The sequence below is a fragment of the Lysobacter niastensis genome, assembly GCF_031457115.1.
Taxonomy (GTDB): Bacteria; Pseudomonadota; Gammaproteobacteria; order Xanthomonadales; family Xanthomonadaceae; genus Lysobacter_J; species Lysobacter_J niastensis_A.
Genome location: NZ_JAVDVY010000001.1, coordinates 1,316,363 through 1,331,263, shown reverse-complemented (window position 1 = coordinate 1,331,263; position 14,901 = coordinate 1,316,363). Strand labels below are relative to the sequence as shown.

The 14,901-nt window shown below is 66.5% G+C and carries 11 protein-coding genes; 7 read left to right on the top strand and 4 right to left on the bottom strand.

Annotated elements, in window-relative coordinates:
* Position 1: 1 nt before the first annotated feature.
* The 3 genes from lpxA (at position 2) to J2X06_RS06030 (ending at position 2,795) form a co-directional block, all read left to right on the top strand.
* Complete coding sequence (gene lpxA, locus J2X06_RS06040; protein ID WP_310059614.1) at positions 2 to 787, top strand: acyl-ACP--UDP-N-acetylglucosamine O-acyltransferase; 786 nt, start codon at positions 2 to 4, stop codon at positions 785 to 787.
* A 117-nt stretch (positions 788 to 904) separates the two neighbouring features.
* Entirely contained in the window at positions 905 to 2,119 is a 1,215-nt protein-coding gene (gene lpxB, locus J2X06_RS06035) for a lipid-A-disaccharide synthase (RefSeq protein ID WP_310059612.1), read from the top strand.
* Positions 2,109 to 2,795: a ribonuclease HII gene (locus J2X06_RS06030; RefSeq protein WP_310059610.1), complete on the top strand. Its 687-nt coding sequence runs from the start codon at positions 2,109 to 2,111 to the stop codon at positions 2,793 to 2,795. The genes lpxB and J2X06_RS06030 overlap by 11 nt, the downstream gene beginning before the upstream one ends.
* Here the strand turns inward: J2X06_RS06030 and J2X06_RS06025 are convergent.
* The 3 genes from J2X06_RS06025 to J2X06_RS06015 all read right to left on the bottom strand — a co-directional run bounded on the left by J2X06_RS06025 (position 2,788) and on the right by J2X06_RS06015 (position 5,757).
* Positions 2,788 to 3,105, bottom strand: coding sequence for a hypothetical protein (locus J2X06_RS06025; RefSeq protein WP_310059608.1), 318 nt, complete (start codon positions 3,103 to 3,105; stop codon positions 2,788 to 2,790). The genes J2X06_RS06030 and J2X06_RS06025 overlap by 8 nt on opposite strands.
* A 74-nt stretch (positions 3,106 to 3,179) precedes the next feature.
* Positions 3,180 to 3,461 carry a hypothetical protein gene (locus J2X06_RS06020; RefSeq protein ID WP_310059606.1) on the bottom strand — a complete coding sequence of 94 codons (282 nt, stop codon included), beginning with the start codon at positions 3,459 to 3,461 and terminating at the stop codon, positions 3,180 to 3,182.
* A gap of 46 nt (positions 3,462 to 3,507) precedes the next feature.
* Positions 3,508 to 5,757, bottom strand: coding sequence for a tetratricopeptide repeat protein (locus J2X06_RS06015; protein ID WP_310059604.1), 2,250 nt, complete (start codon positions 5,755 to 5,757; stop codon positions 3,508 to 3,510).
* A gap of 139 nt (positions 5,758 to 5,896) precedes the next feature.
* Between J2X06_RS06015 and J2X06_RS06010 the strand changes: the two genes are divergently transcribed.
* The 3 genes from J2X06_RS06010 (at position 5,897) to dnaE (ending at position 11,087) form a co-directional block, all read left to right on the top strand.
* A complete protein-coding gene (locus tag J2X06_RS06010; protein WP_310059603.1) occupies positions 5,897 to 6,538 on the top strand; it encodes a hypothetical protein in 642 nt (213 codons plus the stop codon).
* Between the two features lie 253 nt (positions 6,539 to 6,791).
* A complete protein-coding gene (locus J2X06_RS06005) occupies positions 6,792 to 7,427 on the top strand; it encodes a hypothetical protein (RefSeq protein ID WP_310059601.1) in 636 nt (211 codons plus the stop codon).
* A gap of 138 nt (positions 7,428 to 7,565) precedes the next feature.
* Positions 7,566 to 11,087, top strand: a complete 3,522-nt coding sequence (gene dnaE, locus J2X06_RS06000; protein ID WP_310059599.1) for a DNA polymerase III subunit alpha — start codon at positions 7,566 to 7,568, stop codon at positions 11,085 to 11,087.
* A gap of 165 nt (positions 11,088 to 11,252) precedes the next feature.
* On the opposite strand, the gene J2X06_RS05995 is transcribed toward dnaE, so the two are convergent.
* Positions 11,253 to 13,733, bottom strand: coding sequence for a glycoside hydrolase family 31 protein (locus J2X06_RS05995; protein ID WP_310059596.1), 2,481 nt, complete (start codon positions 13,731 to 13,733; stop codon positions 11,253 to 11,255).
* Positions 13,734 to 13,923: 190 nt separating this feature from the next.
* On the opposite strand from J2X06_RS05995, the gene J2X06_RS05990 reads away from it, so the two are divergent.
* The gene (locus tag J2X06_RS05990) at positions 13,924 to 14,883 is read left to right on the top strand and encodes an acetyl-CoA carboxylase carboxyltransferase subunit alpha (protein WP_310059591.1); all 960 of its coding nucleotides are present in this window, start codon (positions 13,924 to 13,926) and stop codon (positions 14,881 to 14,883) included.
* Positions 14,884 to 14,901: the final 18 nt, after the last annotated feature.

The window sequence follows — 14,901 nt, the reverse complement described above, 5'->3', positions numbered from 1 at the left end:
CATGGCGGACGCGTTCATCCATCCCAGCGCGGTGGTCGACGCGGGCGCGAAGCTCGGCGCCGGCGTGCACGTGGGCGCGTTCTGCTATATCGGCAACGAGGTCGAAGTCGGCGAGGGCACACGCTTCGGTCCGCACTGCAGCGTCCAGGGGCCGACCCGCATCGGCCGCGACAACCGCTTCATCGGCCATTGCGCGATCGGTGGCGAACCGCAGGACAAGAAGTACCAGGGCGAACGCGTCGAGCTGGTCATCGGCGATCGCAACCTGTTCCGCGAGTTCACCACCATCAACCGCGGCACCGGCAGCGGCGGCGGCGTCACCCGCATCGGCCACGACAACTGGCTGCTGGCCTACACCCACGTGGCGCATGACTGCGTCGTCGGCAACCACTGCGTGTTCTCCAACAACGCGACGCTGGCCGGCCACGTCACCGTTGGCGACCACGTCATCCTCAGCGGCTTCGCCGGCATCCACCAGTTCTGCCGTATCGGCGCGCACGCGTTCATCGGCATGGGCGCGTTCGTCAACGGCGACGTGCCGCCGTTCGTGATGGTCGCCCAGGAAGGCTACGGCCGCCCGCGCGGCATCAACAGCGAAGGCCTCAAGCGCCGCGGCTTCGACGCCGAACGCATCAGCGCCATCAAGCGGGCCTACCGTGCCCTGTACATGTCCGGCGCCTCGCTGGACGAAGCGCGCACCAAGCTTGCCGAACTGGCCGACGGCAGCGAAGACGTGCGCGCCGTGCTGGAGTTCATCGACGCCGGCGACCGTCCGCTGCTGCGCTGAACGCTCCTGCGGACGGCCTCGTCCGCACCTTCGCCTGACTGGGACGCGCTGCGCTACCCCGCCTGCGGCGGACAAGGGCAGAATAGCGTCCACGCAAAACGCCGCCCCGAGTCCGCCTTGTCGATTCCCGCATCGCCTCCGTCGCAGCCTGCAGGACTCGCTCGTCCCAGGCGCATCGCCCTGGTCGCCGGGGAGGCCTCCGGGGACCTGCTCGGCGCCAGCCTGATCGACGAACTGCGCAAACGCTACCCCAATGCCGAATTTGCCGGCATTGGCGGGGATGCGATGCGTGGCGCGGGCCTTGACGCCTGGTTCGATGCCTCGGAACTGGCCGTGATGGGCCTGTCGGAAGTATTGAGCCACCTGCCCCGCCTGCTGCGCCTGAGGCGCGAGTTGCGCACCCGAGTGCTGGCCTGGAAGCCCGATGTATTCATCGGCATCGACGCGCCCGATTTCAATCTCGGCGTGGAGAAGTGGCTGAAGCGGCGTGGCGTTCGCACGGTCCATTACGTGAGTCCGTCGGTATGGGCCTGGCGCGAGGGGCGCGCGAAGAAAATCGGACGCAGCGCCGATCGCGTGCTGTGCCTGTTTCCGATGGAACCGGCCATCTATGCACGCCATGGTGTCGATGCGCGTTTCGTCGGGCATCCACTGGCCGACGAGATGCCGCTCGAACCGGATCCGATCGGCGCCCGACGGACACTGGGCCTGGACCCCGACCGTCCCGTGCTGGCGCTGCTGCCGGGCTCGCGGGTCGGCGAAATCGAGCGCCTGGGTCCCGATTTCCTCGCGGCCGCAGCGCGTGTGCTGGCCGAAATCCCACAACTGCAGATCGTCGTGCCGATGGCGAACATGCACGCCCACGCCGCCTTCAAGCGCGTGTTCAACGCACATCCCGACCGCGACGCGCTGTCACGGGCGCTGCGCGAACTGGTGGGCCGGGCGCGCATGCTGATGACGGCCAGCGACGTGATCCTGCTGGCCTCGGGCACCGCGACGCTGGAAGCGATGCTGGCCAAGCGCCCGATGGTGGTCGCCTACAAGGTGGCGCCCACCACCTATGCGCTGGTGAAGGGCCTGGGCCTGCTCAAGGTCGACAGCTACTCGCTGCCCAATGTGTTGGCCGGCGAGCAGATCGTGCCGGAGCTGATGCAGCGCGACTGCGAGCCGGTCAAGTTGTCCGCCGCGGTGCTGCACTGGCTGCGCGATCCGGTCGCGGCCCTGGCCTTGCAGCCGCGCTTCCGCGATCTGCACCTGCAATTGCGCCGCGACGCCTCCGCGCAGGCGGCCGATGCGGTCGCCGAACTGCTGGCGGTGCCCCATGGCCGATGACGTCGGCCAGCTTCAGTTGGGCCTGCCCAGCGAACGCGACAGCCGCCTGCTGCGCATCGCCGGCGTCGACGAGGCCGGTCGCGGGCCGCTCGCCGGCCCAGTCGTAGTGGCGGCGGTCGTGTTCGCCCCCGGCCGCACGCCAGTGAACGGACTGGACGACTCCAAGCAGCTCACCGCTGCGCGCCGCGAGGCGCTCTACGAGCGCATCATCGAACGCGCGGTGGCCTGGCATATCGAGTTCGTCGAGGTCGAGGAGATCGACCGCATCAACATCTTCCAGGCGACGATGGCCGGCATGGCGCGCGTCATCACCGCCGTCGCGCACGCCGCCGACATCGCACGCATCGACGGCAACAGCCTGCCGCGCCGCCTGCCGTGCCCGGCCGAGGCGTGGATTGGCGGCGACGCCCGCGACCGCTCGATCATGGCCGCCTCGATCCTGGCCAAGGTCGCGCGCGATCGGCACATGCTCGAATTGCATGCGCGATGGCCGCAGTACGGGTTCGACGAGCACAAGGGTTACTCAACCCCGGCCCACCTCGCCGCCCTGGCCGCACACGGCCCCTGCGAACAGCATCGGCGCAGTTTCGCGCCGGTGCGTGCGGCATTGGGCATCGATGCTCCGGATGTCGCTTCGATCACGACGTGCGGCGAGATTCCTTTCGCGATCACTTGATGATGATGGCCGGGTCGATCGCCACGCCGTTGACCTTGAGCACGTAGGGGTATCTGTCCGCCTTATCGCGAGCGGTCATCCTGATGACATGCTCATTGCCTTCCGGAAATGAGGCTCGATGCGGGTCCGGGTTACCCCAGTCCGGCGAATCACCGGAGAAAATAACCTCAAACGCTTGGCGGCATTGAAAGAGGAACCTCTCGCCCGGATAGACCTCCACGTCTTTCCGATCGATCTTCCCGTTTATTTTTATCACCTCGACTCTCATACCTGCACCTTTCTTGTTGTTGAGCCCCCAGTTCGGTGTCAACTGTCACTGCCTGCCTGTTGATCCCGGCGCCGCAGTCGGGTGCCGCATCCACCAGGGCGTGCCGCTCATTCGGATCACTTGATGATGATGGCCGGGTCGGCGGACGAGTCGCCGATCACGATCTGGTAGGGGTACTTCTTCTTGATGTCCTTTGCCTTCATCTTGATCTTGTCCTTCCCGTTGTTCTTGGACGACTTGCGTTTCTTGTCCGGGTCATTCTTGTCGGGAGAGTCCTCGGTGAACTCGATCGTGAAGGCGGTATCTCCTTCGAATTCGAAGTCCTCGCCGGGTCCGACTTCCAGTTCGTCCGGAGTGGCGGTGGGAGGATTTCCGCTTCTGATGATGATGCTAGGCATGGTGCGACCTCGCGAGTGGGTGGTCCCCTGTCCTTGATTCTTGTGATCACTGCTTCGTCGAAGGCTTGGGCACGGATGCAACCTCGCCGAGCAGTCGCCGCAGCACGGGAATCGATTCGATCCGCTGCTGCGGAATTCCTTCGGCACGCGCCTTGGCCATCTGTTCGCGAGCCGCTTCGGCATCGTCCAGTACCGCCATCGTCTGCGCGCCCCACAGCGCGACCTCGCCACGCTCGGTCGCCAGCGCCTCGGCCTTGCCCTGCATGTCCCGCGCTTTTGTCTTGTCGCCCAGGTTGGCGCTGTACCAGGCCAGTTGCGCGAAACCCTGCGCATCGTCGGGCCTGATCTTCAGGTAGCGCTCCGCCCGCAAGGCAGCCTCCCGGTAGTACTCCTGCGCCTCGACGGGATCCACCGACGCCGCCGAAAGGGCGTCGCCGATGTTGCCCCAGAGGCGGAAGTCGCTCGGGTCCAGTTCGACGGCATGACGGTACAGGTCCGCCGCTTCGGCATAGGCGCCGCTGTCGAACTTGAGCGTCCCCAGGTTGCTCAGCGCAGGATAGTTGGGCTTGATCTGCAGCGAGCGCTCGAAAGCCGCACTGGCCTGGACGTTGTCGCCTTTGACCTGATACAGGCCGCCCAAGGCATACCAGGTCCGGTAATCGCCCGGCTGCAGCGCGGCCGCGGTTCGATAGGACTCGATGGCTCCGGCCACGTCGCCGCTGGTGTAAAGGTGATAGCCGCGCTCCCGAAACACGAGAGGATCGCGTGGACGAAGCTTGCGTGCGCGCTCGAAGTAATCCGTCGCCAGTGGATTGCGCCCCTGCGCACTCGCCAACTGGGCCAGGCCGAGATAGGCATCGGCGCGCAAGGACGGATCCTCCAGCGCGTGGGTGTAATGCTCGATCGCCTGGTCGTACTCGCCTCGGGTGCGATGCAACTCACCCAGTGCCAGGCTGACTTCGCGCAGGCTGGGGTCCATGCCGGATGCGCGCTTGCATGCCGTCTGGGCGCGATCGAAAGCGGTCGCATCGCGTGCGGCTTCGAATCGCGTAATTTCGGCCCGGCAGATCCCCGCCTGGGCGCGCGCGAAACCGGGATCGATGGCCAGTGCGCCGCGGAAGTAGTTGATCGCGCTGTCGGGGTTGGCATCGCCCACGCGCTCCTGCAGCTGCTGGCGCCCTTTCAGGTAGGCGTCGTAGGCGGCAATGTTGCGCGTGGGTGCCAGGCGCCGCGCCAGCGCCTGTCCGTCGCTCGGCAGCACACCCAGCAGCGACTGCACGACTTCGTTGGCGATCTCGCTCTGCAGGCCGAACACGTCGGAGGTCTCTCGATCGTAGCTCTGAGTCCACAACGTGAAACCGGTGCGTGCATCGGTCAACCGTGCATTGATGCGCACGCGCGCTCCCTCGCGGCGCACGCTCGCGTCGAGCAGCGTCGCCACGCCCAGCTGCGCGCCCAGCGCCTTGGCGTCACCCTGCTTCACCCCACCACTCTGGGGGGCGGCGATCACCTTCAATCCCGGCACGCCCGCCAGCGCATCGTGCATTTCCACGGTCAATCCATCGGCGAAGTAGCCGTCGCTCTTGTTCTCGCTGAGGCTGGTGAACGGCAACACCGCGATGGACGCCTCGGCCGCGCGGGCAGGCTGCGCGCGTTGCGCCATCCAGATCGCCAACGCGGTGAGCAGAGCAAGCAATCCGCCCCAGCCAAGCAGATTCGCCATAATCCGGCGCACACCGCGACTCTCCACCTGCTCACTGACCAACTGCGGATGGTGGCGGTCGTCGTGCCTGCGGTCATGCTCAGGCCCAAGCCCCCCATTCGGGGGATGCGGCTCGTTGGCGGCCAGCTTCAATGACGCCGGCACCGACTGCCTCACCGCCACGATGGTTTCCGCGGGCTCGGATTCTCCCAGCGCATTCACGGACGTATCGGGGTAATCGGAATCGCGCCGTGGCAGACCGATGAACCGGTAACCGAGCGCATGCTGGGTTTGTATGTAGCGGGGGTGCTGCGAGTCGTCGCCGAGCACGTGTCGCAGCTGCGCAATCACCCGGGTGAGCACGCCCGGGGTGACGTGGCGATGTCCCCACACTTCGTCCAGCAGATCGTCGCGCGCTACCAGTTCACCTTTGTGCCTGAGCAGGACCAGCAGTACCGAGAACGCCTTGGGCTCGATGGTCTGCGGTTGTCCCGCGCGTAGAACTGTATGCGCACCAGCGTCGACGACGATGTCGTCGAAGCGGTAGATCTCGCTGGTCGGCCCACCTTGGCCTGGCATCCCGATCGGCTCCATCGGCAAAACCTCATAGGAACCTCATCAACCTGCGGGGAGGATGCGCGAAGGCGCATCCCGGCCTCATGACTGGCGAACGCCGGTGGAGGACTCTGTCCCGGCGCCGCAAGAGACGCCCACCACCTCCCGGAGTTACGCCATGAACGCCAGCATCTCCATTCCGAACCCGCTGCCCGCGATCCTGTACCGCCCGTTCATTGGCGTGGGCCGCCGGCACCTCATCAATGGCTTCGACCTGACCATGGAAAGCGTCGATCGCTTCAACCAGCTGCTCGCCAAGCTTGGCAGGCAGGACTCGTTCGATCGCGACCAGCTGGTCTCCGCTGCCCGCGAGTTGTGCGATCGCAGCATCCTGGACTCCGCCCCGGCCTGCATCCGCGAGCGCCTGACCAAGATCGCGGCGGTCGAGCAGATGGTCGCCGACGGATCGTGGGCACCTGCCAACGATACTGTCAATACCGCCAAAACGATTGTCGATTACGCCCGCGGCCATGATGACCTGCTTCCTGACTGGCTGCCCAAGGTCGGGCGCATGGACGATGCCATCGTCGTGGAAACGGCGTGGCCGCAGCTGGCCGCCGAAGTCGACGACTACCTGGACTTCTGCCGCCTGCGCTCCATGGAGGCCCGCGAACGCGGATGCGCCGTCAACGGGTTCGCCTTCACCCGCGACGACTATGAGCAGGCCCGCTATGACGAAGCCGTGCTGGCCGAACACCAGCGCAAGGTTCGCGAGAGCAGCTACCTGTCCGCATCCACCCCGCTGTTCTTCGTCCACTGAAGCAACAACTCAGGGCTATTTATGGTTCGCACCGCGATGACTCAAGAGCGCGAAGAGGCCACCCGACGGGTGGCCTCTTTCGTTCCCCCTTCCGCCAAGCCCCATCGGTCACGGCGACTTCAGGCGCAGGACAACACGGCCGCAAGGGCGCATGATGATCCTGCATCCCCCGGCAGAGGGATGGCGGAACGGCTCGCGCTGAATGCCGGCCGCGGCGCGGGCTCCGACCAATGGGCCGGAAGCGAGGTGCGCCATGCGCATGCCACATCCCACTCCCACCTCTGAACCCTTGCCGTTCGACCACCTCTACAGTGGCCTGGGCATGCGTTCACACAGTGATGCGGTGCCGCTGTCGCCCGCGGCCGTGGCGCATTTCGATGCGTTGCTGCACGAGATCCACGCCGATGCGCCGCGCGTCGACATCGAACGCCTGCAACAACTGGTGGACTGGCTTTTGAACCTGTCCGCCGACAATGCCCATCACGTCATAGATTCCCGCCTGGAGCGCGTGCAGGAGTTGCGCGCAATGGTCACCGATCCGGCATGGGACAGCGATTACGCGATGCGTGCGCGCGTGGCCAAGCTGCTCGACTACATCGACCGCGACGACGACCTGATCGCCGACCGCGTGCCGATGCTCGGCCAGCTGGACGACGTGCTGCTGATCGAACTGTCCTGGCCGGCCTTCGCCAGCGAGATCGAGGACTTCCGCGACTTCTGCGCCTACCGCAAGCTTGCCCATCCCGGCGGCGGGGCCTCCGAGCAGCGCCAACAATGGGTCAACGACCGGCTCGACGAACTGGCGCTGTGGCAGCAGACGCATGCGGTGCGTGAAGCGCACTACGCGCCGCCGTGGATCACGACCTCGACGCTGTTCCGGGTCGGCTGAAGGTTCGAAGGCTCCGGAATCGACGATGCCCGGATCGCCAGTTACGGGGGGCACGTGCCTCCCCTTCGCGCCGGTCCTGTCAAGGCTTGTTCCCTGCGGCCGTGCTGATAACCTGCCTGCTGGCACGCCCGGCTTCGCATGTCCGCACCCTTCGTTCATCTCCACCTGCACAGCGAGTATTCGCTCGCCGACTCGACGATCCGCATCGGCGAGCTGGTGAAGCGCTGCGTCGCGCTCGGCCAGCCTGCGGTCGCACTGACCGACCTCGACAACCTCTTCGCCGCGGTCAAGTTCTACAAGGCCGCCGAAGGCGCCGGCCTGAAGCCGATCATCGGCGCCGACATCGGTCTGGCCGACGGTAACGAGACGCCCTCGCGCATGACCCTGCTGTGCCGCGACCGCGTCGGCTACCTGACCCTGTCGCGCCTGCTTTCCCGCGCCTGGATGGAAGGCCATCGCCTCGACGGCGTCGCCATCCGTCCCGACTGGCTGCGCGAGGACAACGGCGGCCTGTTCGCGCTGGCCGGCCGCCAGAGCCTGGCCGGACGACTGGCCACCAGCAACCGCCACGAACTGGCCGAGGCGTGGCTGGCCGACTGGCGCGGCACCTTCGGCGATCGCCTGCATCTGGAACTGACCCGTAGCGGCCGCGATGGCGAGGAAGCGTTCAACGCCTTCGCCCTGCATGCCGCCGCCGCGCGCGGCCTGCCGGTGGTGGCCAGCAACGACGTGCGCTTCATCGACGCCGACGGCTTCGAGGCGCACGAGGCGCGCGTGTGCATCGCCTCCGGGCGCGTGCTCGACGATCCAAAGCGTCCGAAGGACTACAGCGCCGAGCAGTACCTGAAGTCGTCGCAGGAAATGGCAAAGCTTTTTGCCGACGTTCCCGACGCGATCGACAACGCGGTGGCGCTGGCCACCCGCTGCAACGTCGAGATGAAGCTGGGCGAATACGCGCTGCCTGCGTTCCCGGTGCCCAGCGAGCACACCATCGAGAGCTGGCTGCGCAACAGCGCGCGCGAGGGACTGGACAAGCGCCTGGATAAGAATCCGCTGGCGCCCGGCAAGACCCGCGAAGACTACGACGCGCGCTTGGAAATCGAGCTGGACGTCATCATCAAGATGGGGTTCCCCGGCTACTTCCTGATCGTGGCCGACTTCATCAACTGGGCCAAGGACCACGACATTCCGGTCGGTCCTGGCCGTGGTTCGGGCGCCGGCTCGCTGGTCGCCTGGGCGATCGGCATCACCGACCTGGACCCGCTGCCGTACGACCTGCTTTTCGAGCGGTTCCTCAATCCCGAACGCGTGTCGATGCCCGACTTCGACATCGACTTCTGCATGGACCGCCGCGACGAGGTCATCGACTACGTCGCGCGCAAGTACGGCCGCGACCGCGTCAGCCAGATCATCACCTACGGCACCATGGCGGCGAAGGCCGTGGTGCGCGACTCCGGCCGCGTGCTCGGCCACCCGTACGGCTTCGTCGACGGCATCGCCAAGCTCATTCCCAACACGCTGGGTATCTGCCTCGACGATGCACTGGGCGAGTCGGAAGCGGCCAGGAAGGACAACACCCTCGCCTCACCCGACCTGATCGCGCGTTACCACTCGGAAGACGACGTCCGCGACCTGCTCGACCTGGCGCGCAGCCTGGAAGACCTGACCCGCAACGCCGGCAAGCACGCCGGTGGCGTGGTGATCGCGCCCAGCCCGCTCAGCGATTTCTGCCCGCTGTTCGCCGAACACGACGGCGAAGGTCGCGGCAGGAATCCGGTCACGCAGTTCGACAAGGACGACGTCGAGGCCGTCGGCCTGGTCAAGTTCGACTTCCTCGGCCTGCGCACGCTCACGATCATCGACTGGGCGGTCAAGGCCATCAACCAACGGCGCGCGTCGGAAGGCCAGGAGCCGCTCGACATCGCAGCGCTGCCGCTGGACGACAAACTGAGCTACGAACTGTTCGCGCGCGGTGACACGGTCGCGGTGTTCCAGTTCGAATCGCGCGGCATGCGCGAGCTGCTCAAGCGCGCGCGGCCCGATACGTTCGAAGACATCATCGCGCTGGCGGCGCTGTTCCGTCCGGGCCCGCTGGGTTCGGGGATGGATCGCGAATGGGTCGACCGCAAGCACGGCAATACCGAAGTCTCCTACCCGCACGAATCGCTGGAACCGGTGCTGTCGCCGACCTACGGCGTCATCGTGTACCAGGAACAGGTGATGCAGATCGCGCAGGTGCTGGCGGGCTATACGCTCGGCGGCGCCGACATGCTGCGTCGCGCGATGGGCAAGAAGAAGCCCGAGGAGATGGCGAAGGAGCGCGCCAAGTTCGAGGCCGGTTGCGCTGAGCGCGGCATCGCGGCCAGGCAGGCCAGCCCGATCTTCGACTTGATGGAGAAGTTCGCCGAGTACGGCTTCAACAAGTCGCACTCGGCCGCCTACGCACTGGTCGCTTACCAGACCGCCTGGCTGAAGGTGCACTACCCTGCCGAGTTCATGGCCGCCGTGCTGTCCTCGGACATGGACAACACCGACAAGGTCACCGGCTTCCTCGACGAATGCCGGGTGATGGGCCTGACCGTGCTGCCGCCGGACGTCGACGAATCGGCCTACATGTTCGAGGCCAAGGACAGTACGACCATCCGCTACGGCATCGGCGCGGTGAAGGGCGTGGGCCGTGGCGCCTGCGAGGGGATCGTCGACGCGCGCCGCGCAGGGTCATTCGCGGGTCTGCTCGATTTCTGCAAGCGCGTGGACAGCAGCAAGCTCAACCGTCGTGCGCTGGAAGCGCTGACCCAGGCCGGCGCGCTGGACAAGCTCGGCAAAAATCGCGCGAGCCTCATGCTGCAGTTGCCTGAAGTGCTCAAGGCCACCGATCAGCTCGCCCGGGAGCGCGCCGCCGGCCAGGTGTCGCTGTTCGGCGGCGGCGAGACCGCTACCCCGGCGCTGCACATCGACCTGCCCGAGACCGACGAGTGGCCGCTGACGCAGATCCTCAACGGCGAGCGCGAGACGCTGGGCCATTACCTCAGCGGCCATCCATTCGATCCATATCGCGATGAATTGCGCGGACTGGTCGGGCACGATCTGGGCGACCTGGACAAGATCTGGGAGAACCGCCCCGAGCCTACCCGCGGAAGCTGGCGCCAGGAAGTCGAAACCGTCGTCGCCGGCCAGGTCATCGGTCTGCGCAAGAAGGGCGACAGCCAGATGTTCGTGCAGATCGAGGACGGGCGTGGTCGCCTGGAGTGCGCGTTCTTCGCCGAGAACTACAGCGAGTTCGCGGCGATGCTGGTGCGCGACCGCCTGCTGGTGATCCAGGGCGGATTGCGCGAGGACAGCTTCAGCGGCGGCTTCGCGTTGCGCGCCTCACGCTGCTGGGACTACGAGCAGATCTGCGCCAAGCATGCGCAGCGGTTGTCGCTGCGACTCGACCTGCGGGTTCCCGGAACCTGGCAGCGCATCGACAACCTGCTGGCCCAAAAGCGACCAGGTGCCACGCCGCTGCGCCTGGACCTGCTGCGCGCGGGCGCGGCGGGCATGCTGGATCTCAACGGCACCAGTTCGGTTCGCGTCGATGCGGACCTGCCCGGCGCGCTGCGCGCGATGCCGGGCGTGCGCGCGGTGAAGCTGACCTTGTCGCGGCCCTGGTCGAACTGACGCCCCCTCCCAGGCGGCAGGGAGTGGGCACGCCGAGGCAAGAGCAGCCCCCTCTTCCGCCCTTCGGGCACCTTCTCCCGCAAGGGGAGAAGGAAAAGCTACGAATCAGTACGACTCCGCCCTTCGGACACCTTCTCCCACACGTGGAGAAGGAAAAGCAGCGAATCAGTACGACAATTCCACGCGCCAGTCGCGTCGCGCATCGCGCACCGTCGCAACCAGCTTTCGCGCCTGCGCGTCGTAGTGCCAGTCCGCAACCGACTGGCCATCGATTCGCATCGACGCAGGTTTGCGTTCGACACCGAACAACGTCAGTTCGACATCGCGCCACCATGGCGCATGAGCATCGTGGGCGACATGCGCATTGATCGCCGCACCACGCCGTGACACCTCGCAGGCGTAGCCGATACGAAGGAAAGCTCCCCGGCGGAACGCTTCGCTGATGCCGTCGTCCTGATACAGCGAGCCGGCGCACACGCCCTCGCCGGCCATCGGCAGGTAGACCTGTAACTGCAATGGCCCGACCGGCTGTTCGCCGGTGTGCTGCACCAGCGGCTGCATCGGCACGATCGCGCCGGCACGCACGTAAAGCGGCACGGTGTCCGGGCGCGGATCGATCTTGAGCGGCTCTTTCGGCGTGGCATGGCGACGGGAAGTACCGAGCTCGTACCAATGCCCCGGCGGCAGCGACACCGCATGCGCATCGAGCAGTTCGCTGGCGACCGGCGCCACGAACAGGTCGGCGCCGAACAGGAAGTCGCGGTCGTTGCCATAGAAGCTTTCCGCCTGCGGATACTGCAGAAACACCGGCCGCATGATCGGCAGTCCGGTGCGAGCGTTTTCCTCGGCCGCCGTGTAGAGGTACGGCATCAGGCGATAGCGCTGTTCGATCGCCTGGCGGCGCAGCGCCTCGTGTGCTGGTCCGTCCACCCAGGCCTCGTGCGGACGGGTGTCGGTGGCGGCGTGGTTGCGGAACACGGGGTTGAAGGCGCCCAACTGGAACCAGCGCGTCAGCAGGTCCGGCGGTGGCGAGCCGATGAAACCGCCGATGTCGTCGCCGGCCATCGCATAGCCCGACAGTCCCAGGCTCAGCAGGTTCGGCGTGCTCTGCGCCAGGTGGTGCCAACTGGCGGTGTTGTCGCCGGTCCACGTCGCGGCATAACGCTGCGCGCCCGCGTAGGCTGCGCGCGTGAGCACGAACGGGCGCTGGTCCGGTTGCAGCTTCAGCAGACCTTCGTAGGTCGCCCGTGCGTTGAGCATGCCATAGACGTTGTGGATGGCGCGGTGGTCGCGCTTGTCGCCATCGTCCAGGCGGTGCACGGCGTCCAGCGACATCGTGTTGCCGGGCACTCGGAACACCGACGGTTCGTTCATGTCGTTCCAGTAGCCGGCCGCGCCCATCGACACGAAGTCGCGGTACAGCCCGCCCCACCAGTCGCGCACGCGGCTCAGCGTGAAGTCCGGGAACACGCTGTCGCCCGGCCACACCGGACCGATGTAGAGCGTCCCATCGGGATTGCGGATGAAGACGTCCTCGCGCAAGCCGGAATCGAACGGGGCGTAGCCTTTCCCTGGATCGTGCTTGATGTGCAGGTCCGTGATCAGCACCGTGCGCAGTCCTTGCGCGCGCAAGTCGGCGATCATCCGCTCGAAGTCAGGGAACGCCTTGCGGTCGACGGTGAACGGCGCGTAGCCATCCTGGTAATCGATATCCAGGTAGATCGCGTCGGCAGGAATGCGCTCCTTGCGAAGCATCGACGCGACCTCCCGCACCCGAGCCTGCGGCGTGTAGCTGTAGCGCGACTGCTGGAAGCCCAGCGCCCACATCGGCGGTAGCGGCGTGCGTCCGGTCAGCGCGGTGTAGCGCTCCAGCACGCGCGCCGGCTGCGGCCCGGCGATGAAGTAGTAGTCGAGTTCGCCGCCTTCGGCGCCGAAGGAGAAATACCCCTCGGACTCCTTGCCGAAATCGAAGCTGCTGCGGTGCGTGTTGTCGAAGAACACGCCGTACGCCGTGCCTTGGCGCAGGCCGATGAAGAACGGGATCGACTTGTAGAGCGGATCGGTATGGCCTTGCCAGGCGTAGGCGTCGGTGTTCCACATCGTGAAGGCGCGTCCGCGGCGGTCCAGCGGACCGGCCTTGTCGCCCAGTCCGTAGTAATGCTCGTCGGCCGGCATCGCCTTCCAGGTGCGCACGCGCGGGCCGTGTGCCGTGTCGGCCCACGCCATCGGCGCGTCGTGTGCATCGGCCAGCAGGACGCGCCCGGAGCGATCGGCGAACTCGACGCGCAGCGGCGATTTGCGCACGGTCGCGATGATGTCCCCGCTTCTGACGACTACCGCGTCGCGACGGTCATCCACCGACACCTTCGCACGTGCGGCCGGCTGCACGACCGCCCAGGAGGCATCGCCGTCAAAAGCGCCGGCCGGGGCCAACTGGACCCGGAACACGCCATCGGCGAAGGCGGTGACACGAACCCGGGCGGTCCCGCACGAGACCACCACGCCGTCAGCCAACTCCTCGACACGGTCGACATCCCCGACGTACCGCCAGCCTTGCGCCTGGGCCGGCGCGATGACCGCCGCCGAAAGCAGCGCGACCACGGCCGCTGCGCCCCCCATCCACTTCCCCGCGATTCCCATCGGCATGCACGTTCCCCAGGCGATTTCCCGGCCGATTCAAGCACGCAGCGGCGCGTAATCGGCCGATCGGCGCGATGAAGTCGTTTTCAATGCCTATCCGGACCCGATTGCGTCCGATCGGGCACAATTGCCACACGTCTCGGTACGGTTGCCTTGCCTCGGCTAGACTGTGCCTTTTACGGCCCTTGGCCCCCGCATGAATCCGAACTACCTCGATTTCGAGCAGCCCATCGCCGACCTGGAAGCCAAGATCCAGGAACTGCGCCATGCCAGCAACGCGCCGGCCGTGGACGTGGACGCCGAAGTGCACGCGCTGCAGGACAAGCTGCGCATACGCACCGCCCAGATCTTCCGCGACCTCAGCCCCTGGCAGGTCTCGCAGCTGGCGCGCCACCCGGCGCGTCCGTACACGCTCGACTACATCCGCATCATCTGCGACGAGTTCCAGGAGTTGGCCGGCGACCGCGCGTTCTCCGACGACGCCGCCATCGTCGGCGGACTGGGCCGCATCAACGGCCGCAGTGTGGTCATCATCGGCCATCAAAAGGGCCGCGATACCAAGAGCAAGATCAAGCGCAACTTCGGCATGCCGCGTCCGGAGGGCTACCGCAAGGCGCTGCGCCTGATGAAGCTGGCCGAGCGTTTCAAGCTGCCGCTGCTGACCTTCATCGACACGCCAGGCGCCTATCCGGGCGTTGGCGCCGAGGAACGCGGCCAGTCCGAGGCGATCGCTCGCAACCTGCTGGAAATGAGCGAGCTGAAAATCCCGGTGATCTGCACCGTGATCGGCGAAGGCGGCTCCGGCGGCGCGCTGGCGATCGGCGTGGGCGACCGCACGCTGATGCTCGAATACAGCACCTATTCGGTGATCTCGCCGGAAGGCTGCGCCTCGATCCTGTGGAAGTCCTCGGACAAGGCCAAGGACGCCGCCGAGCAACTCGGCCTGACCGCCAAGCGCCTGCTCGAACTGGGCCTGGTCGACAAGCTCGTGCGCGAGCCTATCGGCGGCGCGCACCGCAATCCCAAGCAGATGGGCACGCGCCTGAAGGCCGTGCTGCTCAACGAGCTGGCGGCGCTGGATGCGCTGTCCACCGAGGATCTGCTGGATCGCCGCTACCGCAGGCTGCGCAGTTACGGCGCGTACGAGGCGGCGTAAGCCCAACCCCTCTCCCGC